This is a genomic window from Streptomyces sp. STR69 (genome assembly GCF_024519455.1).
Classification (GTDB): domain Bacteria; phylum Actinomycetota; class Actinomycetes; order Streptomycetales; family Streptomycetaceae; genus Streptomyces.
Map to the genome: position 1 here is coordinate 1 of NZ_JALJRY010000056.1, position 21,682 is coordinate 21,682.

General features: G+C 71.1%; 21 protein-coding genes. 7 read left to right on the forward strand and 14 right to left on the reverse strand.

The window, feature by feature from the left end:
* Positions 1 to 508: 508 nt before the first annotated feature.
* Together OC490_RS48050 and OC490_RS48055 are read right to left on the reverse strand one after the other, a co-directional pair.
* Entirely contained in the window at positions 509 to 2,878 is a 2,370-nt protein-coding gene (locus OC490_RS48050) for a glycoside hydrolase family 65 protein (protein ID WP_262064383.1), read from the reverse strand.
* A gap of 77 nt (positions 2,879 to 2,955) precedes the next feature.
* Positions 2,956 to 3,840 (reverse strand): universal stress protein, encoded by an 885-nt coding sequence (locus OC490_RS48055; RefSeq protein ID WP_262064384.1) that lies wholly within the window; start codon positions 3,838 to 3,840, stop codon positions 2,956 to 2,958.
* A gap of 234 nt (positions 3,841 to 4,074) precedes the next feature.
* Between OC490_RS48055 and OC490_RS48060 the strand changes: the two genes are divergently transcribed.
* From OC490_RS48060 to OC490_RS48070, 3 genes are all read left to right on the forward strand, one after another.
* Positions 4,075 to 4,299, forward strand: coding sequence for a hypothetical protein (locus OC490_RS48060; protein ID WP_262064385.1), 225 nt, complete (start codon positions 4,075 to 4,077; stop codon positions 4,297 to 4,299).
* Between the two features lie 29 nt (positions 4,300 to 4,328).
* Positions 4,329 to 4,982, forward strand: a complete 654-nt coding sequence (locus tag OC490_RS48065) for a DUF4389 domain-containing protein (protein WP_262064386.1) — start codon at positions 4,329 to 4,331, stop codon at positions 4,980 to 4,982.
* Between the two features lie 144 nt (positions 4,983 to 5,126).
* Positions 5,127 to 5,639, forward strand: a complete 513-nt coding sequence (locus tag OC490_RS48070; RefSeq protein WP_262064387.1) for a universal stress protein — start codon at positions 5,127 to 5,129, stop codon at positions 5,637 to 5,639.
* A gap of 369 nt (positions 5,640 to 6,008) precedes the next feature.
* Here the strand turns inward: OC490_RS48070 and OC490_RS48075 are convergent, their stop codons facing one another.
* The 3 genes from OC490_RS48075 to OC490_RS48085 form a co-directional block, all read right to left on the reverse strand.
* On the reverse strand, positions 6,009 to 7,448 hold the full coding sequence (locus OC490_RS48075; RefSeq protein WP_262064388.1) for an MBL fold metallo-hydrolase RNA specificity domain-containing protein: 1,440 nt from the start codon (positions 7,446 to 7,448) through the stop codon (positions 6,009 to 6,011).
* Between the two features lie 100 nt (positions 7,449 to 7,548).
* On the reverse strand, positions 7,549 to 7,971 hold the full coding sequence (locus tag OC490_RS48080; protein ID WP_262064389.1) for an Hsp20/alpha crystallin family protein: 423 nt from the start codon (positions 7,969 to 7,971) through the stop codon (positions 7,549 to 7,551).
* A gap of 116 nt (positions 7,972 to 8,087) precedes the next feature.
* On the reverse strand, positions 8,088 to 8,759 hold the full coding sequence (locus tag OC490_RS48085; RefSeq protein WP_262064402.1) for a CBS domain-containing protein: 672 nt from the start codon (positions 8,757 to 8,759) through the stop codon (positions 8,088 to 8,090).
* A gap of 182 nt (positions 8,760 to 8,941) precedes the next feature.
* On the opposite strand from OC490_RS48085, the gene OC490_RS48090 reads away from it, so the two are divergent.
* The gene (locus OC490_RS48090; RefSeq protein WP_262064390.1) at positions 8,942 to 9,826 is read left to right on the forward strand and encodes a universal stress protein; all 885 of its coding nucleotides are present in this window, start codon (positions 8,942 to 8,944) and stop codon (positions 9,824 to 9,826) included.
* 63 nt (positions 9,827 to 9,889) lie between these two features.
* On the opposite strand, the gene OC490_RS48095 is transcribed toward OC490_RS48090, so the two are convergent.
* From OC490_RS48095 to OC490_RS48130, 8 genes are all read right to left on the reverse strand, one after another.
* Positions 9,890 to 11,308, reverse strand: coding sequence for an NAD(P)(+) transhydrogenase (Re/Si-specific) subunit beta (locus OC490_RS48095; protein WP_262064391.1), 1,419 nt, complete (start codon positions 11,306 to 11,308; stop codon positions 9,890 to 9,892).
* A gap of 5 nt (positions 11,309 to 11,313) precedes the next feature.
* The gene (locus tag OC490_RS48100) at positions 11,314 to 11,652 is read right to left on the reverse strand and encodes an NAD(P) transhydrogenase subunit alpha (protein ID WP_262064392.1); all 339 of its coding nucleotides are present in this window, start codon (positions 11,650 to 11,652) and stop codon (positions 11,314 to 11,316) included.
* Entirely contained in the window at positions 11,649 to 12,782 is a 1,134-nt protein-coding gene (locus tag OC490_RS48105) for an NAD(P) transhydrogenase subunit alpha (RefSeq protein WP_262064393.1), read from the reverse strand. Before OC490_RS48105 ends, OC490_RS48100 begins: the two co-directional genes overlap by 4 nt.
* A 39-nt stretch (positions 12,783 to 12,821) precedes the next feature.
* The gene (locus tag OC490_RS48110; RefSeq protein ID WP_262064394.1) at positions 12,822 to 13,835 is read right to left on the reverse strand and encodes a zinc-dependent alcohol dehydrogenase; all 1,014 of its coding nucleotides are present in this window, start codon (positions 13,833 to 13,835) and stop codon (positions 12,822 to 12,824) included.
* A gap of 10 nt (positions 13,836 to 13,845) precedes the next feature.
* Positions 13,846 to 14,214, reverse strand: a complete 369-nt coding sequence (locus OC490_RS48115; RefSeq protein WP_262064395.1) for a DUF779 domain-containing protein — start codon at positions 14,212 to 14,214, stop codon at positions 13,846 to 13,848.
* Positions 14,215 to 14,229: 15 nt separating this feature from the next.
* Positions 14,230 to 15,750, reverse strand: coding sequence for an aldehyde dehydrogenase family protein (locus OC490_RS48120; protein WP_262064396.1), 1,521 nt, complete (start codon positions 15,748 to 15,750; stop codon positions 14,230 to 14,232).
* A 57-nt stretch (positions 15,751 to 15,807) separates the two neighbouring features.
* Positions 15,808 to 17,109: a GAF domain-containing protein gene (locus OC490_RS48125; protein ID WP_262064397.1), complete on the reverse strand. Its 1,302-nt coding sequence runs from the start codon at positions 17,107 to 17,109 to the stop codon at positions 15,808 to 15,810.
* Between the two features lie 234 nt (positions 17,110 to 17,343).
* Positions 17,344 to 19,071 (reverse strand): GAF domain-containing sensor histidine kinase, encoded by a 1,728-nt coding sequence (locus tag OC490_RS48130; RefSeq protein ID WP_262064398.1) that lies wholly within the window; start codon positions 19,069 to 19,071, stop codon positions 17,344 to 17,346.
* A 335-nt stretch (positions 19,072 to 19,406) separates the two neighbouring features.
* Here OC490_RS48130 and OC490_RS48135 point away from each other — a divergent pair, with 335 nt between their 5' ends.
* The 3 genes from OC490_RS48135 to OC490_RS48145 all read left to right on the forward strand — a co-directional run bounded on the left by OC490_RS48135 (position 19,407) and on the right by OC490_RS48145 (position 21,199).
* Entirely contained in the window at positions 19,407 to 19,808 is a 402-nt protein-coding gene (locus OC490_RS48135; RefSeq protein ID WP_262064399.1) for a hypothetical protein, read from the forward strand.
* A 108-nt stretch (positions 19,809 to 19,916) separates the two neighbouring features.
* Entirely contained in the window at positions 19,917 to 20,594 is a 678-nt protein-coding gene (locus OC490_RS48140; protein ID WP_262064400.1) for a CBS domain-containing protein, read from the forward strand.
* Positions 20,595 to 20,701: 107 nt separating this feature from the next.
* The gene (locus tag OC490_RS48145) at positions 20,702 to 21,199 is read left to right on the forward strand and encodes a pyridoxamine 5'-phosphate oxidase family protein (RefSeq protein ID WP_410099277.1); all 498 of its coding nucleotides are present in this window, start codon (positions 20,702 to 20,704) and stop codon (positions 21,197 to 21,199) included.
* Positions 21,200 to 21,232: 33 nt separating this feature from the next.
* Here the strand turns inward: OC490_RS48145 and OC490_RS48150 are convergent, their stop codons facing one another.
* Positions 21,233 to 21,412, reverse strand: coding sequence for a hypothetical protein (locus OC490_RS48150; RefSeq protein WP_262064401.1), 180 nt, complete (start codon positions 21,410 to 21,412; stop codon positions 21,233 to 21,235).
* Positions 21,413 to 21,682 lie beyond the last annotated feature (270 nt).

The following is a 21,682-nucleotide window of genomic DNA, read 5'->3' on the forward strand; positions in this document are numbered from 1 at the left end:
CCTGGAAAGACAGCTACTCCAAGACGGCCACGCAGAACGGCGGCTGACAGGACGAAGGCGGCCTTGGGGCCTGGCTCCTCCGACTGCGCAACCTGCAGAACCTGGTGGACATCGTCGGCGACAAGAACACCTCCGTCGTCCTCCTCGCACCCATCATGAGCACCATCGGCGAACTCGGTACCTTCCCGCCCGGGAAACAGCAGCAGCCACCTCCCCCGCACCGCCCGTCGACATCACGAAGACGATCCCGGCGGCCACCAGCGCCTTTGGCGACGAAGCCGTCGGGACCGACGGACGGGCACCATCAACGAGTTCGCCCACGGACACTGCATGCGCCACTGCCGATACCAAGGGCTGTCCAGAACCCACCTGAACCACATACTCAGGGAAACGGCCCGCCTGGTGTCCAAGCCGCCCGCTCGGAAGGCGACGCCACCCGCCGGGCGAAGGGGGAACTCCTCACCTGTGTGGGGCCGTCACACGTGCAACTGTCGTGCCGAATTGACGGTCAGTTCGCGAGTCCGAGCCGGCACGACTCGCCCGGCTGGACGAGGACGGTCCGGTCGGGCAGCCGTACCTCGATCGCGGAGCGGTCCGAGGACGGTACGGCGATCTCCAGCCGACCGTGGCTCAGTCGCAGCCGCACGCCCCAGTGCCCCCGGTAGCGGAGGTCGAACCCGTACTCGGACAGCTCCGGCAGCGGCACGGGATCCAGCCAGAGGGCGTCGTCGCGGGTGTCGAGGCCGGTGAGGCCACGCTGGACGAGGTCGAGGGTGCCGGCCATGGCGCCGAGGTGGATGCCCTCGCCGGTGGTGCCACCCTGGAGGTCGGCGATGTCGCCCCGAAGCGCCTCCTGGCAGTACGTCCAGGCCTCGGCACGCCGGGCCCGGGCCAGCACCCAGCCGTGGACCAGACCGCTCAGGGTGGAGCCGTGGCTGGTGCGGCACAGGTAGTGGTCGACGGTGCGCCGCCAGGTTTCCTCGTCCAGCCGATGGCCCAACCTGCCGAATATCTCCCGGAGTTCGGCCGGTCCGAAGAGGTAGCCGAGCATCAGGACGTCGGCCTGCTTGGAGGCCCGGTAGCGGTTCACGGTGTCGCCCTCCGCCTCCAGGATCCGGTCCAGGCGGCGGATGTCCCCGTAGCGCTCGCGGTAACCGTCCCAGTCGAGCTCGGCGAGGTCGCCGTAGCCCTCGAACTGGCTGATGACGCCGTCGTGGAAGGGCACGTGGAGGGTGCGGGACACGTCCTCCCACTGTTCGAGTTCGCCGTTGTCCAGGCCGGTACGCTCGACGAGTTCGCGTCGGCGCGGTTCGGGCAGGGAGCGCAGCAGTTCGAGGGTGCGGGTCAGTACCCAGGCGGCCGTGACGTTGGTGTACGCGTTGTCGTCGAGACCCGGCCCGGATGCGTCGGGGTAGGCGTCGTGGTACTCGTCCGGGCCGACCACGCCGCAGATGCGGTGGCGGCCCAGGTGTTCGTCGTAGACGGCGGAGTCCGCCCAGAACCGGGCGGTCTGCAGGAGCATCTCGGCGCCCTTGGTGTGCAGGAACTCGTCGTCGCCGCTGGCCTGGCAGTACTGCCACACGTTGTACGCGATCGCCGAGCCCACATGGTGCTGGCGGTGTGAGTGGTCGGGCAGCCAGCGTCCCGAACGGGGGTTGAGGTGCAGTCGTTGGGTCTCCTCGCGTCCGTCGCTGCCGCTCTGCCACGGGTAGAGGGCACCTGCCCGGCCCGTCTCCCGGGCGGCTGTGCAGGCCTGTTCGAGGCGCCGGTGACGGTAGCGGAGGAGGGCGCGGGAGACCTCCGGGAAGTGCAGGTTGAGGTAGGGCAGGACGAACAGTTCGTCCCAGAAGACATGGCCGCGGTAGGCCTCGCCGTGCAGTCCCCGCGCCGGTACGCCGACGTCCAGGTCGGCGGTGTGTGGGGACAGGGTCTGCAGTACGTGGAAGAGGTGCAGCCGCAGGATGCGGCCGGCTTCCCCGGGGACATCCAGGGCGGCCCGGCGCCAGAGCTGGTCCCAGGCGGTGAGGTGCGAGTCGAGCAGTTCGTCGAAGCCGGGCGCCCGGCCCACCCGGGCGAGCGCGGCGTGCAGGGGGTCGCTGATCGCGGGGTCGCGCGAGGTGTGCAGGGCGACCGTCTTGTCGACCGTGACGGTGCGGCCGGGAGTCAGCTGCAGGCGCGTGGACTGGCTGACGCGGGGGCCGTCGTGCCGGACCGTGGCGGGCTCGTCGGCGGTCAGCCGGGACGCCATGGCAATCCGGATGTCCGAGGTGCGGGTACGGCAGCGCAGCCACACGGTGTCGGCGGTGTCGGTGCCGGTGTGCACGTGGGTCAGGTGACAGCCGTCCAGATCCCGGTACCGCGGCACGCCGGCGTTGGTGACACCGCCGTCGAGCGCCGCCTCGACCTCCAGTTCGCCGGTGAAGCCCCCGGCCGTGAACTCGGTGCGCAGCGCGGCCAGATGAGGGTCGGCCATGTGCACCAACCGCTGCTGACGCACGGTCAGTGCCCGCCCCGCACCGAGTCCGTAGCGGGTACGCCGTTCCAGCAGACCGGAGTCGAGGTGCAGGATCTGGTGATGGTCGAGCACGGTCGCGGTGTCGGGGGTGAGCCACTGCTCCTCGTGGAGGCGGAAGCGCAGGGGCAGCCAGTTCGGCACGTTGACCATGTCCTCGTTCTCGACCTGGCGGCCTGCCACGTCGGAGGTGAGCCGGTTGTAGCAGCCGGCCACATACGTCCCCGGGTAGTGCACCTCGTCCGCCGCGCACTCGGGCAGCGCCCCGCGCGTGGCGAAGTATCCGTTGCCCAGGGTGCACAGCGACTCCCTGAGCCGCTCGTCGGCGGCCACGTACCCCTCGTACTCCCAGGTCCAGCCGGTCACTTGGGGCTCCTCACGCGAGCGGTGCGCCGGGATGCGTGCGACAACGTCGGTGCCCCCGAGACCGCCGGGATCCGTCATCAGGATCCACCGGAGAGCGGCACGACCGCGACCGGACACTGCGCGCGGTGCAGCAGCGCCTGCGCGATCCGGTCCGACCGGAGGCCGAGGGGGTTGCGCCCGCGCCGGGCTCCGACGATCACGAGGTCGGCGGCGGCCGACCGATTCACCAGCTGGCTGCGGGCCGCCCCCTCGACCGTCGTAGTGCGAACCCGGACGCCCGGATGGTCGAGCACGACGTCGCGCAGCAGGGTGTCCAGCAGGGCGGAGGCCCGTGCCTCGTGGCGGCGGGCCGCTCCCGGCACCGACCGGGAGTGATCGGCGGTCCCGCGCGCAGGACTCTTCCAGGCGCGCACGATGTCGAGGGTGCAACTACGCGCCGCGGCCTCACGGAAGGCGAACCGCACGACCTCCCCGCTGGTGCCAGGATCCCCGGCGCCGAGCAGGACGCGTTCGTGGCGGCCGGCCAGACCCGCCTCGTCGCCGCGGACCACGATCACCGGGCAGCGGGCCCGGGCCGCCAGAGCCTGCCCGACCGAGCCGAGGAGCAGCCCCGTCAGCTCGCCGAGGCCGCCCGCACCGATCACCAGGGCCGAGGCGTGGCGGCTCTCCTCCATCAGCACGGGCAGCACGTCCCCGGGGACGGCCTCGGCGTCGACCTTCACGTCCGGGTCGCGCCGCCGGGCCCGGGCCGCGGTGACGGTGACGATGTCGTCCTCCAGAACCCGCGCGGATGACGGCTCGGGATCGCCGGTCCGGGCGGGGGCACGTTGGTCGCGTCGCGGGACGAAGGTGTGCACCAGCCGTAGCGACAGGCCGAGCCGGGCGGCCTCGTCGACCGCCCAGTCGACCGCGAGCAGGTTCGGGGCCGATCCGTCGACACCCACGACCACGGGCAGTTCCATCGCGCCCACCGCCTTTCGCCGGACTTGGCGTCCTGCAGCACAGGGCTCCACCGTCACCCTCGCACGCATGACCGGGCGGGACGAGGGCCACACGGCCCGGACACCTGCCCTCTCAGCCCCTGGGCCGCCCGACACCGGAGCGGGACGCTGGCGGTGACGCCGGATGAGGGATGTCGCCGGCTCCCTGTCGAGACGGCATCCCGGGTACCGCGCGGCCAACTGAAGGAGACGGCCATGATCCCTCTCATTCTGATCGGCGCGACCGTGCTGGGCGGCTGCATGATCTTCGGCTACAGCTCGTTCATCGTCGGCTTCCTCCTCATGACGGCGGGGGCCCTCGGGCTCATCACCTTCATGAGCACCCGCGGCGCTGTCCCGCGCCCGGGCGAGCGGGAATCCGTCATCGAGGAACGGCACTACATCGGCAAGCACGACGACCACCGGAACTACCGGAGTTGACCGCACCAGCCCCCGAAAGGTCGTTCGCCATGAATGAAGCGATGCCCGCGGTCCACCCCGCCCGGTTGACCGCGGGCCTCGATCCGTCCCTGTCGCGCTGGCTGTGGCTGGTGAAGTGGCTGCTCGCCGTCCCCCACTACGTCGTCCTGTTCTTCCTCTGGGTGGCGTTCGTGGGAACGAGCGCGGTGGCCTTCTTCTCGATCCTGTTCACCGGCCGCTACCCGCGCCCGCTGTTCGACTTCAACACCGGTGTGCTGCGCTGGAGTTGGCGTGTGGCGTACTACGCGTACGGCGCCCTGGGCACCGACCGCTACCCGCCCTTCACTCTCGCCGACGTACCCGACTACCCCACGCACTGGGACGTGGCGTACCCGGAGCGGCTGTCCCGCGGTCTGGTCCTGGTGAAGTGGTGGCTCCTGGCCGTTCCGCACTACCTGGTCCTGGGACTCCTCCTCGGGGGGCTCAAGTTGCCCTGGGCGTCGGGCGGGCTCATCGCACTGCTCGTCGTGTTCGCCGGGGTCTCGCTGGCCGCCACCGGGCGCTACCCGCGCGGCCTGTTCGACCTGGTGATCGGGCTCAATCGGTGGGTGCTGCGCGTGGTCGCCTACGCGGCACTCCTCACCGACGTGTATCCGCCGTTCCGGCTCGACCAGGGAGGTGACGAACCCGGAGCCGCGTCCTGAGCACGGCCCCGTCCGGGCCCGGGTCTTCAGGGCCGCCGACAAGGGCCTGTCGGGCCCGGACACGACCCCGTCGGCCCACGCCACGGGCACCGTGTCCGGGCCACCGTGGTGACAGGTGACAAGGGACCGACCGAGGAGGCTGCCATGACCGAACACACCGACGGCAACAGCATCGTGGTGGGCGTCGACGGCTCCGAGCAGTCGATGGCGGCCCTGCGTTGGGCGGCCGGGCAGGCAACAGCCCTGCACACGGGCCTCGTCGCCGTGCACGCCTGGCAACCGGCCGCGAACGGGCACGCTCCCTACGCTCCGGCGCCGGCCGGCCCGACGGCCGCCCAGGAGCGCGAACGGGCCGCCCAGGTCCTCGCCGCCACCGTGCGCAAGGCCCTGGGAACCCGGACCGGCGATGCCGTTCTTCGCGTCGTGGTCGAGGGACCACCCGCACGCGTACTGCTCCAACAGGCCCACGGCGCCCTGCTGTTGGCCCTGGGACGCAAGGCGCACGGCGCCTTCGGACTTCCCTCGGTCGGCCCGGTGGGCCGCGAATGCCTGCGGCACGCGACGGTCCCCGTGGTGACCGTTCCGATCGCGGACCGATCCCAGGCGTCGGTGGAGGCCGTCAACTCGCCTTCACCGGCCGGGAGTCGTGTCCCTTAGCGCCGTGGGCAGCCGGAAGACCAAACGGCTCGGACCTGGGGTCCGGGCCGGTTCTCTTGCCGTAGGAGTAAGGGGTGTGCCGTCCGGGATACGAGGAGGTGGGGCCGGTCGGCTCTGGTGCGTGGTCGCTGTGGCCCACGGACCGGGGTCCAAGGCCTCGTCGTCGTACGAGCGGTCACGGACAAGGCTGACTGCGTACGTGGTGGCCGGGTGGGAAGCACCGGGTCCACGGGAATCCAGGAGGCGGCGGTCATGAAGCGCATACAGGAGACCAGGCGCCCCTCGATTCCGCGCCGGCCCGCGCCGCTCGACCTGCGCACCCCGTCCGGGCGGCGTCTCCCGTACTGACACGTGAGCGGGCGTGCCGCGTCAGCGGACGAGGACCCGCTCTCCCGAGCGCGGCACGACGGCCGTCCAGCCCAGGGCCTGGTCGATACGGTCCCGCAGTGCCTCGGCCGCGTCGGGCTCGCCGTGTACCAGGTAGGTGGTGTGCGGGGCGGGCGCGCCGCGCAGCCAGTCGATGATCTGGGCGGCGTCCGCGTGGGCGGAGAAGTGCGGTACGTCGGCGACCTGCGCACGCACCGGGACGTACTCGCCGAACATCTTGAGCGCCTTGGCTCCGTCGACGAGGTCGCGTGCCCGGGTGCCCTGGGCCGCGAAGCCCACCACCATGACGGTGTTGCGTGGGTCGGGCAGCAGGCGCTCCAGGTGGTGCAGGACGCGTCCGCCGGTGGCCATGCCGGACGCCGAGACGATGACGGCGGGTCCGGTGGAATCGCCGATCTCAATCGATTCCTGGACGGTTCGGGCCGCGAGGAACGGCTCGGGGCTCAACACGTCCGTGCCGGCGGCCGTGACCTCGGGGCGCAGCTCGGGAGCTGCGGCGGCGACGGCGTCCCGGTAGACGTCCAGGGCGGCCAACGCCATCGGGCTGTCGACGTAGACGGGCACGGCGGCGGGGAGCAGGCCCCGGCGGCGGAGTTCGGCGAGTTCGTGCAGGACGACCTCGGTGCGGTCGATGGCGAACGCCGGGATGACGACCGTGCCGCCTCTCTTGAGAGTGCGGCTCAGGACGTCGGCGAAGTGGGCGCGCCCGGCGTCCTCCTCGTGGCGGCGGTTGCCGTACGTCGACTCCATGAGGAGGACGTCCGCCCCGGAGAATGGCTCCGGGGGCCGTAGGAGGGGATGTCCTGGGCGGCCGAGGTCGCCGCTGACCGCGAGGGTGTGGCCGTCCTCCAGGGTGAGCAGCGCCCAGGCCGAGCCAAGGATGTGGCCGGCCGGGTGCAGCGTGAGGCGGGTGTGCGGGGCGAGTTCGGTGGTCTCACCGGTGGGTACCGGCTCGATGAGCTTGAGGGTGCGGTCGACGTCGGAGTCGTCGTACAGCGGCTGTGCGGGCCGGTGCTTGGACCAGCCGTGGTCGTTGGCGTGCTGGGCGGCCTCGATCTGCAGTTTGGCACTGTCCCGGAGGACGATCTCGATGAGGCGTGCGCTGTACTCGGTCGTCACGATGCGGCCGTGGAAGCCGTGCCGCACCAGCCTGGGCAGGTATCCGCAGTGGTCCAGGTGGGCGTGGGTGACGACGACGGCCTCGATGTCGGCGGCGTCGCAGGCCAGCCGTCGCCAGTTCATCCGGCGCAGATCGGCCAGGCCCTGGAAGAGGCCGCAGTCGACGAGGACGCGCGCGTGGTCGCTCTCGACGAGGAACTTGCTACCAGTGACCGTCCCGACGCCACCCAGAAAGGTGAGCAGCGCGGGTCTCGTGCGGACTTCCGCGGATCGTGTCGCCTGTGGTGCTTCCGTCGGGGTCATGGCCGCCTCCTCGTCGCACGAGTGCGCTCGGTCGTGTGCGCGGCCGGGGGCCCTGTCCCGGCCGCGCACACGTGGTGCGACACGGCGCGTGTGCGCGCGTTCAGCCGTGTTGCACCGGGATGGTCCGGGTGCCTGTCTTCGTCTCGGGCACCGGGACCGTGATCGTCAGGACACCGTCCTTGTACGCGGCGGTGGCCTCCTCGCCCTGCGCGCCGGCCGGGAGCCGGAGGGCGCGGGCGAACGTGCCGTAGCGGAATTCCGTGCGGTGCTTCTCCGTGGTCTCCTCACTGCGCTCGGCCCGCAGGGTCAGAACGCCTTCCGTGACCGTGATCTCGACGTCCTTGGCGGGGTCGATGCCCGGAAGTTCGGCCCGCACCACGTACGTTCCGTCCGTCAGGTGCTCCTCGATCCGGATGTGGTGCAGCCCAGCGACGGCGTGCGTGCCCGGGAGTCCGGTCTCGACCCAGCCGAACAGGTCGGGAAGTGTCGGCCAGCCAGGCAGCCGCTCGATCATGCCGCTCATGTTGTCCCTCCCTTTCTTCTCCACTTCCAGCGTCCCGCGCGCGGGCGTCGCACGCGTGGGCCGACCGGGCCCGTGGTCGACCCGGCCGGCCCTGGCGGCCGATCTTCTTCCGGGTTTCAGAAGGGTTCGGGGTCCGGACGGCGGGGTGGTCCCAGAAGCACACAGTCCACGTCCACCACGCCCTCCACCGCCCGCACGAGGCGGGTGGCAACGGGGACGAGGCTGGTGTCGGGGATGCGGCCGGTGAGGGTGGCGACGCCGTCGCACACTTCCACCCGGATCGGTTCGGCCACCTCCGGGAACAGAGGGGTGACGACCTCGCGGCGGATCTCCTCCGCGATGTCCTCGTCGTCCCGGAGGAACACCTTCAGCAGGTCGGAGCAGCTGACGATGCCCTTCAGCAGGCCCTGGTCGTCGACCACGGGAAGCCGCTTGGTCCGGGTCTGGGCCATGGTGCGCGCGGCTCGGGCGAGGGTGGCCTCAGGGTGGACCGTGAGGGCCGGCGCGGTCATCAGCTCGGCCGCGGTGACGGCCCCGGCCTTCACCAGGTCGGACAGGCGGCGCAGTTCGGAGTACCGGTCCGGGTCGCCGTCGTGGAACGCCTCCTTGGGCAGCAGGTCGGCCTCGGAGACCACGCCGATCACCCTTTCCTCGTCGTCCAGGACGGGAAGGGCGCTGACCTTCCACTGCTGCATGGCCTTGACCATGTCCTTGAAAGCCGTGTCGCGTCGAACGGCGACGACGGTGCGGGTCATCACATCGTTCACGATGTGCGGAGTGCCGTGCATGATGTCCTCCGATGCCGTCACGGGACACCGTCAGCCTCGGTCACCGCAGTATCCGGCGCATGGGCCGAGTGGTCCCCTTCTCGGCCCCGATGGGCACTCCTCCCCCGGTGCGGTCGCGAAGATCCTGGTGGTAGAGGGCCCGCGGCCCAGCCCGTGGGCATCGATCCAGGGAGGTGTTGACCGTGCTGCGCCCTGTTGTCGTAGGACTGGACGGTTCACGCGAGAGCCTCGCCGCCGCCGATTGGGCGGCGAGGGAAGCACTGCGCCGCGGTGTGCCGCTGCGCCTGGTGCACGCGTGGGAGGCGGCGTCGCCCCAACCGTCGACGCTGCCCGAGTTGGAGGCGCCCCGGTTCTGGTCGCGGCGGATTCTCCGCGAGGCCATGGACCGGGTCAACGAGCGTTATCCCCAGGTCTATCTCAGCGCCGAGCAGATCGCCCGGCCCGCGTCCGACGCCCTCGTGGCGGCGTGCGCGGCGGGCGAACTGCTGGTGCTGGGCAGTCGCGCGTTCAGCGGATTCGGCGGGTTCCTGGCCGGTTCCGTGGCGCTGGCCACCGTGGCCCACGCGTCCCGGCCGGTCGTGCTGGTCAGGGCCGACGAGACCCCTGCGAGCGAGCGGATGCCCGGAACCGACGGCGCGCCGTCGGCTCATACGCCGTACCGCGACGTGGTGGTGGGCATCGACACGGCACGTCCGTGCGAGGACGTTCTCGCGTTCGCCTTCGAGAGCGCTGCTCTGCGGTCCGCACCGCTGCGTGTGGTGCATGCGTGGCAGCAGTCGATCTCGCCGGGGCCCGGAGCGAAGAACACGAGCGCGCAGGACGACGCCGAGCGGGACCTGGCCAGGGTCCTCGGACCGTGGCGCGAGAAGTACCCGACGGTCGAGGTCCATGAGCGCGTGGCGAACGACCATGCAGCGCACCTGATCCAGGGCGCTGCCGCGGGCGCCGGCCTGCTGGTCGTCGGCCGCCGCAACCGCCCGGCCAGGGTCGGCGCGCACACCGGCCGGGTCGACCACGCGGTGATGCACCACGTCCGCTGCCCGGTCGCGATCGTCCCGCACGAGTGAAGCACCGCCGGGCACGAGTGAGGCCCACGCGTCGACCGCGTGGGCCTCACTCGTGCCCGGCGCTCAGCCGACGAACTCGCCGACGGCCGCCTTCAGTTCGGTCAGGCCCTTCTTCGCGTCGGTGAAGAACATGCCGGTCTTCGGATCGGTGTACAGCTCGTTGTCGACGCCCGCGTAGCCGTGGCCCATCGAGCGCTTGATGACGACGATGCTCTTCGCCTTGTCGACGTCGAGGATCGGCATACCGGAGATCGCGTTGCCGGGGCGGCGGGCGATCGGGTTGGTGACGTCGTTGGCGCCGATCACCAACGCCACGTCGGCCTGCGGGAATTCGGGGTTGACCTCGTCCATCTCCTTGAGCTGGGTGTACGGCACGTTGGCCTCGGCCAGGAGCACGTTCATGTGTCCCGGCATACGGCCGGCCACCGGGTGGACGGCGTAGCTGACGTCGACGCCGTGCTCGGTCAACAGCTTGGCCAGGTCACCGAGTTCGTGCTGGGCCTGGGCGGCTGAGAGACCGTACCCGGGGACGAAGATGACCTTGCGCGCGTACGCGAGCTGGATCGCCACGTCGTCGACGGAGATCGCGCGCACCTGGGCGGGTGCTCCGCCCGCGCCGACCGCCGTCGGGGCACTGTCACCGGTACCGAAGCCCCCGATCACGATGTTCATGACGGAGCGGTTCATGGCGTCGGCCATCAGCTTGGTGAGGATGCCGCCCGAGGAGCTGACAAGCATGCCCGCGATGATCAGTGCGGTCTCGTCGAGGACGAAGCCCGCCATCGCGACCGCCGATCCCGTGAAGGCGTTCAGCAGGGCGATGACCACCGGCATGTCGGCGCCGCCGATGGGCAGCACCATCGTCACGCCGAACAGCAGGGCGACAACGACCAGTCCGTACAGGGCAGTTGGCGAGTCGGGGGCCAGCACCAGCCAGGCGGTGCCGACGGCGAAGGACGCCGGGAGCAGCACGTTGAGCAGGCGTGCCCCGGGGAACACCACCGGCGAGCCGGACACGAGTCCCTGGAGCTTGCCCGCCGCGACCAGCGAGCCGGAGAAGGTGACCGCGCCGATGACGATGCTCAGGGCGCCCGGCAGCGAGACGCGTGCTCCCAGCGCGGCCGGGTGGTCTGCCTGGAGCAGGTCGTCGACCGCGATGAGGGCGGCGGCGCCACCACCAACGGCGTTGAAGATGCTCACCAGTTGAGGCATCGCGGTCATCTTGACCCCGCGCGCGGCCCACAGGCCGAGCGAGGCGCCGACGAGACCGCCACTGACCAGGACCAGCCAGCCGGTGCCGGTGATCCGGCCCTCGTGGACGACGAGCCACACCGTCGCCGCGATCGCGACGGCCATGGCCCCGGCGGACAGGGTGTTGCCGCGGCGGGCCGTGCGCGGATGGTTCATGAGGTGCAGCCCCAGCACGAAGCAGGCGGCGGCGATCAGGAAGACGTAATGGACGGCGTTGGAGACGGTGTCCATGGCGGTCACACCTCCTTGTCCGGTGTTCCGGTGCTGGCCTTGTCCGGGGTGCCGGCGGTGGGCCGGGCCTTGAACATCTCCAGCATCCGGTCGGTGACGACGTATCCGCCGACCACGTTCATGGCGCCGAACACCATGGCCACGAAGGCAAGGACGTAGCCGAGCCAGGTGTGCGACTCGGCGGCGATCAGCATGGCGCCGATGACCACGATGCCGTGCACCGAGTTGGAACCGGACATCAGTGGGGTGTGCAGGGTCGCCGGGACCTTGCTGATGACCTCGATGCCGACCAGGACGCTCAGCACGAAGACGGTGATCGCGGTGAGGAGGTCGAGGTTGTTCATGAGGATGCACCTCCTGTCTGAGCTGTTCCACCCATGAGGGCGGCCGTGATCTCGTCGGCCGGGTCGAGGACGAGTTCGCCGTCGGGCGCCAGGTGGCGCAGTACGGCGACGAGGTTGCGGGCGTAGGCGGTGGACGCGGCGGTCGCCATGGCGGACGGCAGTCGGCCGGCGCCGATCAGGGTGACGCCGTTGTCGAGGACGGAGGTCTTGTCGGCCTCGGCGCCCTCGACATTGCCGCCGAACTCGCTCGCCGCGAGGTCGACGACGACAGAGCCGGGCTTCATCCGCCCGACGACTTCGGCACTCACGAGCAACGGCGGCTTGCGGCCGGGCACTTGGGCCGTGGTGATGACGACGTCCGAGCGGGCGATGTGCCCGTCCAGCGCCGCCCGCTGCTCCCGCAGTTCCTCCTGGGTCAACTCCCTTGCGTAGCCGGTCTGTTCGGCGCCCGATCCCGGTGCCTGGGCGGTCTGGACATCGAGGAACCGGGCGCCCAGCGACTCCACCTCCCCTCGGGACGCGGGACGTACGTCGTACGCCGAGACGACCGCGCCGAGGCGGCGGGCGGTGGCGATGGCCTGCAGCCCGGCCACTCCGGCGCCGAGGACGAGGACCTGCGCCGGGCGCATGGTGCCCGCCGCGGTGGTCAGCATCGGGAAGAACCGGTCGTAGGTGTCGGCGGCGAGGACCGCCGCCTTGTAGCCGGCGACGTTGGCCTGGGAGGTCAGCGCGTCCATGGACTGGGCGCGGCTGAGGGTGCGGGGCAGCAGGTCGAGACTGACCGTGCGGACCCCGCGGCCGGTCAGTTCGTCGACGAGGGCGGGATGGCGGAGCGGTTCGAGCAGCCCGATCAGGGTCTGCCCGGTGCGCAGCGCCTCGGCGCTCTCCGGGTCCGGCGGTCCGACGCACAGCACGACGTCCGCGCGTGCGTACAGCTCCTCCGGGGACACGACGCTCGCGCCGGCCTCGGTGTAGTCGGCGTCGGTGAACCAGGCGCCGGACCCGGCACCGGCCTCGACGAGGACGTCGATTCCGGCCCGGCGCAGGAGGGTTACGGCCTCGGGGACGAGCGCGACCCGGCGTTCACCGGGCGCCCTCTCCCGTACGGCTCCTACGGTGACGGTTCCCATGATCTGCTGCCTCTCCCTGTGACCCCGGGGTTGCCGGGCTCAGAATTCGAAGACGAGCCGTGCTTCGGCCCGTCCGCCGAGGACCTCGTCGAAGGAGTCGTTGACCTGGTCCAGGCGCCGCGGTTCGGCGATGACCCTGGTGCGGCCGGCCGCATGCAGCGCGAACACCTCGGACAGGTCCTGACGGGTGCCGACGATGGAGCCGACGACGGAGATCCCGCCGAGCACGGTCTCGAAGATCGGCACGTTGATCGCGGCGTCGTCGGCGGGCAGGGCGACCATGACGAGTCGTCCGCCGCGGTTGAGCGACCGGTACGCCTGCTCGAACGCCTTGGGCGCTGCGGCGAGCACGACGGCCACGTCCGCGCCGCCGGCCTTCTTGATCTCCTCGACCGGGTCGTGCGTACGGGCGTTGACGGTCAGGTCGGCGCCGAGCTGGTGGGCGAGGCCCAGCTTGTCGGGTTCGAGGTCGACGGCGGTGACGAAACCGCCGACGAGGCGCGCGTACTGCACGGCCAGGTGGCCGAGGCCGCCGACGCCGAAGACGGCGACGCGTTCGGCCGGGGTCACCCGGGCGACTTTGATCGCCTTGTACGTGGTGACACCCGCGCAGGTCAGCGGAGCCGCGTCGAAGGACGACACGCCGTCGGGGACCCGGACGATCGCGCCCGCGCTCGCGACGGCGAACTCGGCATAGCAACCGTCCACGGAGTAGCCGGAGTTGACCTGGCTCTCGCAGAGGGTCTCCCAGCCGGAGACGCAGTAGCGGCAGGTGCCGCAGGACGAGCCGAGCCACGGGATCGCGACCCGCTTGCCGATCAGGTCGTGGGAGACGCCCGGGCCCACGGCCTGGACGGGGCCGACGCCCTCGTGGCCGGGGACGAACGGTGGTTGCGGCTTGACCGGCCAGTCGCCGTGGGCCGCGTGGATGTCGGTGTGGCAGAGGCCGGAGGCCTCCATCTTCACGAGCACCTGGCCGGGGCCGGGCTCGGGGACGGGAAGGTCCTGGATCTCCAGTGGCTTCCCGAAGTCGGTGACGACTGCTGCCTTCATGATCAACTCCTCAAGTGGTTGCGCACCGGGGCGCCTTGACCCGGGTCACGAAATGCAGCCCTTCTCCGGCTGCGAGGGAGAAGCCGCCCGGTGTGCCCGGTTCCACGTCCAGGACGTAGAGGGGACGGCCGTGCGCTTCGTACTGGTCCGCGTTCACGTGGAAGGTGCAGCCCTCCACCACGCCGACGAGCATGTCGCCGTCTCCCAGGGCGAATTCGCCGCCCGGGAAGCACATCGGGTCGCTGCCGTCGCAGCAGCCGCCCGACTGGACGAACATCACGGGGCTGCCGTGGGCGGCGCGCAGGGCCGCGATGGCCTTGCGCGCCGCACGCGTTGCGGTGACGCGCCCGACGGTGCCGTACTCGACTGTTCCGGGCATGTCGCTGCACTCCTCCTAGAACAGCCCGAGCGGCTTGTCGCTGTAGCTGACCAGGAGGTTCTTGGTCTGGCTGTAGTGCTCGAGCATCATCTTGTGCGTCTCGCGGCCGATGCCGGAGACCTTGTAGCCACCGAACGCGGCACCCGCGGGGTACTGGTGGTAGCAGTTCGTCCAGACCCGGCCGGCCTTGATGGCGCGGCCCATCCGGTAGGTGCGGCCGGTGTCGCGGCTCCACACGCCGGCCCCGAGGCCGTACAGCGTGTCGTTGGCGATCTCCAGGGCCTCGGCCTCGTCCTTGAAGGTGGTGACGGCGAGGACCGGTCCGAAGATCTCCTCCTGGAAGACCCGCATCTTGTTGTGGCCCTTGAGGACGGTCGGCTCGTAGAAGTAGCCGTTCGCGAACTCCCCTTCCATGGTGGGCCGGTGGCCGCCCACGAGCAGTTCCGCGCCCTCCTTCAGACCGATCTCGACGTACGAGGCGATCTTCTCGATCTGCTGCTTGGAGACCTGCGGGCCGATCATGGTCGCGGTGTCGAGCGGGTCGCCCTGCTTGATGGCGCGGATGCGCTCCAGGCAACGGCCCATGAACTCCTCGTAGATGTCCTCCTGGACGAGTGCGCGCGAGGGTGCGGTGCAGACCTCGCCCTTGTTGAACGCGTACAGGACGAGTCCTTCGACGGCCTTGTCCAGGAAGTCGTCGTCGGCCGCGGCCACGTCGTTGAAGAAGATGTTCGGCGACTTGCCGCCCAGCTCCAGGGTGACCGGGATGATGTTCTGGGCCGCGTACTGCATGATCAGGCGGCCGGTGGTGGTCTCGCCGGTGAAGGCGACCTTGGCGATGCGCTTGTTGGTCGCGAGCGCCTTGCCGATCTCGGCGCCGGGGCCGTTGACGACGTTCAGGACGCCGGGCGGCAGGTGGTCGCCGATGACCTCCATCAGCTTGAGGATGGACCACGGGGTCGGGGAGGCGGGCTTGAGCACCGTGGCGTTGCCGGCGGCGAGCGCCGGGGCCAGCTTCCACGCGGCCATCAGCAGCGGGAAGTTGAACGGGATGATCTGGCCGACCACGCCCAGCGGCTCGTGGAAGTGGTAGGAGATCAGGTCCTTGTCGATCTCGGTGATCGAGCTCTCCTCGGAGCGGATCGCGGCCGCGAAGTAGCGGAAGTGGTCGGCTGCGAGCGGGATGTCGGCCGCGAGGGTCTCGCGGACCGGCTTGCCGTTCTCCCAGCTCTCGGCGATCGCCAGTTCCTCGCGGTGGGCGTCGATGGCGTCGGCGACCGCGTTGAGGGCGGCGGCGCGCTGAGTGGTGGACGCCTCGCCCCACTTGGGCTGTGCGGCGTGCGCGGCGTCCAGGGCGAGTTCGATGTCCTCGGGTCCGGACTTCGGGACCTCGCAGATCGGCTGGGCGGTGGCGGGGCACAGGTTGGGCGAGTACTCGCCGGTGGTGGGTGCCTGCCACTTGCCGCCGATGAAGTTCTCGTAGCGGGGCGCGACATCCACTGGGCTGCCTGCCCGGCCCGGAGGCTGGTACTTCATGACCGTCCCCTTGTCCTCGGGTTCCTCATCACGACGATCGTGGTGATGCTCAACACGCTAGGAACGCGAACGCTGCAACACCGCTGCATGTCCTACGACCTGCAACGGAAGGGCCTCCGCGAAGTCCAGGCCGCGGGCCCTGGCCGCCGCCGCGGCGCGCTGCGGCGATCCGCCGGGCAGGGTGCGGGCGAGCGCCGACCACGCAGCGGTGTCGTCGGCTCCCCAGTCGGCGTCCACCCAGCGGCGCAGCAGCGCGGGATCGCCGCTGCCCAGGACGGCTCCGCGCAACTGCTGTTCAAGACAACGCCGTTGCTCCACCACGACCGGCGCGTCGGAACGCGGCAACGGCGGACCGGGGTAGCGGGCGAGGGCCTGCACCACCCGCCCCTCGGCGAGCAGCGCGGAGACCTCGCCGAGGTCGGTCCGCACCGGGCACAGCAGCGCGTACGGCCGGGAGCCGAGCAGAGCGGGACCGAGTACGGCACGCAGCCGGGTCATCTCGGCCCGCAAGGTCGAGGACGGCACCTCCCGGTCCGACAGCTCGACGGCCAGCCGGTCGCCCATCACTCCGCGGCCGGCCAGGGCGAGCGCCAGCACGATCTCGCTGTGCCGGGGGCTCAGCCGCAGGACCCGCCCGCCGTGCTCCAGCAGGGCACTGTCCCGGCCAAGTACGCTGAGCCGTACGCCGTTCGGGTCGGGGGCCGGCGTCATCGTAGGCATTGCCGCCGTCCGAGCGAGGTGCGCCTCGGCGGCGAGAGCCGCTCCTCGTACGGCCGCCAGAGCTGGCGGCGTGGCGATGGTGCCGCCGCCGGAGAGGTCGATCACGCCGAGGACGCGTCCGGTGGACAGGTCACGCACCGGAGCGGCGGCGCACGACCAGGCGTGCGCGGCGGAGCTGTAGTGCTCGCCGGTCACGATCTGGACGGGGCGCCCCAACTCCAGTGCGGTACCTGGGGCGTTGGTCCCCGCCCGGGCCTCGGACCATACGGCCCCCTCGGCGAAGTGCATCCGCTCGCCGCGCTCGATCGTCGCGGAGTCGCCCTCGACCCACAGCAGGGTGCCGTCGGCGTCGGCGACCGCGAAGACGTGTCCGTCGTCGGCGGCACCGTCCCCGAGTAGCTCCCGGAACAGGGGCAGGGCCGCGGCCAGTGGATGGGCGCGCCGGTACGCGGTCAGTTCCGCGGCGGTCGCACGCAGCGGCGGCAGGTGGCTGCCGTCGGGGTGTACGCCGCGCACCGCGCAGCGGCGCCATGAGTCGGCGACCAGGCCGCGTACCAGGGGGGACGCTCCGGGCATGGTCACGAACTGCTCGTGTGCCGCGCGCAGGGTGTGAACCGAGGTGGTGACGGGAGCTTCCATCGCACCTCCCACGTGCCTTCTCCAGATCCGTCACACCCACCTCAGCTCTGTAGCGGGCCGGGGTGCAGAGGCCGAACGGCCCCGGCGGCTGGGTCCCTCGGGCCCGTAGAAAGGCTGACCGGCGGAGAACGGCCGGTGCGCCGGGCGCGGGGATGCAGCAGCCGCGTGACGTCCGGTGCTCGCGGTCCGGCCAGGGCTGGGAAGGAGGGGCGATCTACGGTGGCGGGGCGGCGCCTACTTCCCGGTCACCGGTACCTTCCACACGAGTGCGGTGCCGCCGCCCGGCGGAGTGGTCCACCCCAGCTCTCCGCCCAGTTGCCGGGCCCGCTCCTCCATGTTCCGCAGCCCGCTGCGTCGGCCCTCGGCCGGTATGCCCACCCCGTTGTCGGTGACCGACAGGCGCACCTCGCGGCCGTCGGTCATCAGGGCGACATCGGCGCGGCCGGCCTGGGCGTGCCGGGCGATGTTGGTCAGTGCCTCGGACAGCACGGCGATCACATGGTCGGCGATCTCCCGGGGCACGTCGGTGTCGACCAGGCCCTCCATACGGATGCTCGGTGCGAAGCCGAGCACGGGAGAGGCTTCTCCGGCCGCGCGCACAACACGGGCCCGCAGCCCCGTCCCGGCACCGCCGTCACGCGCCCGCAGGCCGAAGATGGTCGACCTGATGATCTTGATCGTCTCGTCCAGGTCGTCCACCGCCCGCACGACGCGTTCGGCTGCCTCCTCGTGCTCGATGAAACGGCCCGCACTCTGCAGAGTCATGCCGGTGGCGAACAGCCGTTGGATGGCGAGGTCGTGCAGGTCGCGGGCGATGCGGTCGCGGTCCTGGAGTACGGCGACCTCCTGCGCGTCCCGACGGTGGTCGGCAAGCTCCATGGCGACGGCCGCTTGGGCGGCGAAGTCCTGGAGGGTCTCGGTCTCCGTCACCGAGAAGGGCGGTCGCCCGACCTCTCGTACCAGCAGGACGACGCCGCGCACACCCGCCTCTGCCGTACCGATGGGCACGGCCACGGCGGGACCGAGTCCCCCGAAGCGCGGTGGATCCAGCGAGATACGACCGTCATTGCCCACGTCCGCGCTGGTGACGGGGGCGGCACTGGAGAACGCCAGCCCCATCAGGCTGCGGTCCAAGGACAGGACGAGCCCCTGGTGCGCCTCGGAGTCCAGTCCGACGGCGATCTCCACAGCGAGCGACCCGGTGTCCTCCATCGGCAGCGCCAGCGCCGCGAGGGCCGACCCCGTGATCTCGCCGGCCCGCTCGGCGATCAGGGCGAGGACATCGGTACGCGCGCCTCCGGACATCAGCCCGTGGGTGATCTCTGCGTTCGCCTGGAGCCAGCGTTCACGCAGTCGCGACTCCTCGTAGAGTCGGGCGTTGTCGATCGCGACACCGGCCGCGACGGCCAGCGTCGACAGCACCGACTCGTCGTCCTCGTCGAACTGCGCTCCGCCCCGCTTCTCGGTCAGGTACAGATTGCCGAAGACCTGGTCGCGCACCCGGATCGGGACGCCGAGGAAGCTGTTCATCGGCGGATGATTGGCCGGGAATCCGTACGACGCGGAGTGCTCGGAGATCTTCATCAGCCGCAGCGGCTCCGGGTGCCGGATCAACTCGCCCAGAATGCCGTGGCCCTGCGGATAGGGGCCGATCTCGGCGATCTGCTCCTCGGTCACACCGACCGTGTGGAAGGCCGACAGCGCTTTGCCGTCCGGGGTGATCACCCCGAGCGCGGCGTACTCGGCGTCGACCAGGACCGCCGCCGCCTCCACGATGCTGTGCAGGGCCTGCTCCAGGTCCAGCTCCCGGCCGACCGAGAGAACCGCCTCCAGCAGGCTGTGCACCCGGTCGCGCGTACCCCGAGCGGTGTCCAGCCGGGCCTGCAGTTCCTCCAGCAGGTCGTCCATCTTCAGCTGCGGCAGCCGCACCCGCGCCACCCGGGACTCCTCAGGGCTTCCCACCGGTGATCCTCCAGATCCCCTAAACACACCGCGGGCCTACCGCTCCGGTCATGTGCCACGTTAGCCGCCCCGAGTCGGTGAGGGTACGGGATCAAGCCCCTGGAGCAATGTTCCGGGACCCGGGAACTCGATCAGTGGCCCTACTCTCCGGGCGGTTCCCGGCCTGCGTGGCGATGACCGCCCGAACGCGTCGCTCGGCGCCGAGCCCGGCCGGCGGTTCGACGACTCGGAAACGGGACCCACGGGCCCGAACACTGGGCCGGGCGGCCCTGGGTGCGCCCTCGGCACCAGGGCCAGTCTGGAACTGCTCGCCAACGATCAAAGGAGTGGAGCAGATGACGCTCAAGGACACCGGCAGCCAGACCCCGTCGCCCGCCGCCGTACAGGTACGGACCGAGGGGGACGTGGACGAGGAAGCACTCACCTACCTGCGGGCCAAGCTGAGCGCGGTCCTCGACCGCCCGGGACTCGCGCCCGTCGGCGGCGAGGTGCGGATCGCCAGGGCCACGGCTCACCACGGCGAGCAGCCGTGGTCGGCCGGGGCCGAGATCCGGGTGGGGAGCGAGCTCCTCGTCGTCCACGCGCGGGAAGCGAGCGCGCACGAGCTCGCCGATCGGTTGCAGGACCGGCTCCGCACCCGCCTGGACCGGGTCGTGCACCGCGAGGACACGGCCCGCAGGTCGGCCACACCGCCTCCGTGGCGCGGCGGCCCGGCGGACGGCCGGCAGGATCCGTGAAGCATGCTGCGGGCGACGGCCCGTCGCCCAGCACGAGAGGAACGGCCGCTCCGGACACGGCAGTTGGACGGCCGTTCCCCTCCGGCGCAGGTGAAGGAGGAGAGTGCCGTGAAGACCCACACCGTCGGTGAAGTGATGACGAGCGACGTCGTCCGGGCGCATCCCATGACACCGTTCGGGGAAGTGGTCCGGCTGCTGGAGCGGCACCGGATCAGTGGGGTGCCCGTCGTCGACCACGACGACAAGGTGCTGGGTGTGGTCTCCGGGACCGATCTGGTGCGCGAGCAGGCACGCCGGGCCCGCGACGGAGAGGGCTGCATCGCCACGGCGGAGCACCTGATGTCGACGCCCGCGGTCACCGTGCACCCCGAGCAGCCCGTCCCGGACGCCGCGCGGGTGATGGAACGCCGTGGCATCGAACGGCTGCCCGTGGTCGACGAGGAAGACCGCCTGATCGGCATCGCCCCCCGCCGCGACCTGCTCCGGGTCTTCCTCCGCACGGACGCGGACATCCGCCGTGAGGTGATCGACGACGTCCTGGTCGGCGCTCTCGGCCTGGCTCCCGACACCGTCACCGTGCTCGTCCGCGACGGTCTGGTCACCCTGACCGGCCGGTTGGAACGCCGTAGCGACGTCCCAAAGGCGATCCGGGCGGTGTGGCGGCTGGAAGGCGTCGCCGGAATGGTCAACGGCCTCACCCACCGCGTCGACGACGGCCCGCCACCGGCACGGCAGGCTCCGGGCCAAAGGGCCGGTCGGACACGTCCCGGGGCCGAACGGCCCTAGCCCGACCTGCGCCGGAGCGGCTCGAATGGCCTGATCAACCTCAGACGCCCCACTCATCGGCCGCCACCCGGGTGGTCCGGTGGGCCGCAGGCCGGAGACATCGAGCCGTGAGCGAAGAACCTGTCGCGAGGCCTCCCGAGGCCCCGGACCGAGAGCAGCCCCTCGCCGCGGAGCCGCCGCGCCGGGCTGTCGAGATCGACGGCGCGGAGGCACTGCGGCTGCTGGGCAGCGTGCCGATGGGGAGGATCGCCTTCACCCGGCAGGCTCTGCCGACCATCCGCCCGGTGAACCACATCGTGGACGACGGCAACATCGTCATCCGCACACACGAGGGTGCGGCCCTGACCTCGCGCACACTCCAGGCGAACGGCCCGGGAGTCGTCGTGGCCTACGAAGCCGACGCCATCGACCCCGCCACGCACCTCGGCTGGAGCGTGGTGGTCACGGGATACGCCCACCTGGTCACCGACACCCTCGAACTGGCCCGGTATCAGGCGCTGTTGCGCCCCTGGGTGCGGCAACCGATGGACTACGCGGTCCGTATCCACCCGGACCTGGTCACCGGGCTCCTGCTCGTCCCGGTCGACCAGCAGGCCGAAGCCTGACGCCTGGCTCCCCGGCGCCCCACATCGCATGGGTCACCGTGCCGACGAGCGCCCCGAGCGGGCCGACCCGGTGTTGCGGCCGACGACGAGCAGCGAGGCGTACGCGCCGGCCGACACGGGGACAACGGGACGGTCGGCCCTGCCCAGTTCGGCCGGCGCGCCGGAGCCGAGCACAGGTCCGGCGGCCCGGCCCGGCCTCTGCGGCCTGAGCACAAGAAGCTCCGCCTCCTCGGTGCGGGGCGAGTTGGCCGGCTGTGTTCCGCAGACCGGAGTGAGTGACGAAGAGACAGAGCCACCTCCACCGCCAACGACAAGTAGCGGTAGGGCTGTTGCTTCCCGACGCGTACGAGACGGCACACGAACGACCGGGGCGCCACCGTCAGTTGACGGTGGCGCCCCGGTCTCGACGGGTAACGGACCGGCTACTTCAGCCAGTTGTGGTCGCGGACTATCGGGAGCGTGGCCCAGAGCTTGCCGAGACCC

Bases quoted from the DNA above. Each gene is read 5' to 3' on its own strand.
- OC490_RS48055 (WP_262064384.1), bottom strand. From the start codon at position 3,840: ATGGAACTGCCCGTGGTCGTGGGTGTCGACGGATCGGCCCCGAACCTG.
- OC490_RS48060 (WP_262064385.1), top strand. From the start codon at position 4,075: ATGATCCCTCTCATTCTGATCGGCGCGACCGTGCTGGGCGGCTGCATG.
- OC490_RS48065 (WP_262064386.1), top strand. From the start codon at position 4,329: ATGAATGAAGCGATGCCCGCGGTCCACCCCGCCCGGTTGACCGCGGGC.
- OC490_RS48070 (WP_262064387.1), top strand. From the start codon at position 5,127: ATGACCGAACACACCGACGGCAACAGCATCGTGGTGGGCGTCGACGGC.
- OC490_RS48075 (WP_262064388.1), bottom strand. From the start codon at position 7,448: ATGACCCCGACGGAAGCACCACAGGCGACACGATCCGCGGAAGTCCGC.
- OC490_RS48080 (WP_262064389.1), bottom strand. From the start codon at position 7,971: ATGAGCGGCATGATCGAGCGGCTGCCTGGCTGGCCGACACTTCCCGAC.
- OC490_RS48085 (WP_262064402.1), bottom strand. From the start codon at position 8,759: ATGCACGGCACTCCGCACATCGTGAACGATGTGATGACCCGCACCGTC.
- OC490_RS48095 (WP_262064391.1), bottom strand. From the start codon at position 11,308: ATGGACACCGTCTCCAACGCCGTCCATTACGTCTTCCTGATCGCCGCC.
- OC490_RS48100 (WP_262064392.1), bottom strand. From the start codon at position 11,652: ATGAACAACCTCGACCTCCTCACCGCGATCACCGTCTTCGTGCTGAGC.
- OC490_RS48105 (WP_262064393.1), bottom strand. From the start codon at position 12,782: ATGGGAACCGTCACCGTAGGAGCCGTACGGGAGAGGGCGCCCGGTGAA.
- OC490_RS48110 (WP_262064394.1), bottom strand. From the start codon at position 13,835: ATGAAGGCAGCAGTCGTCACCGACTTCGGGAAGCCACTGGAGATCCAG.
- OC490_RS48115 (WP_262064395.1), bottom strand. From the start codon at position 14,214: ATGCCCGGAACAGTCGAGTACGGCACCGTCGGGCGCGTCACCGCAACG.
- OC490_RS48120 (WP_262064396.1), bottom strand. From the start codon at position 15,750: ATGAAGTACCAGCCTCCGGGCCGGGCAGGCAGCCCAGTGGATGTCGCG.
- OC490_RS48125 (WP_262064397.1), bottom strand. From the start codon at position 17,109: ATGGAAGCTCCCGTCACCACCTCGGTTCACACCCTGCGCGCGGCACAC.
- OC490_RS48135 (WP_262064399.1), top strand. From the start codon at position 19,407: ATGACGCTCAAGGACACCGGCAGCCAGACCCCGTCGCCCGCCGCCGTA.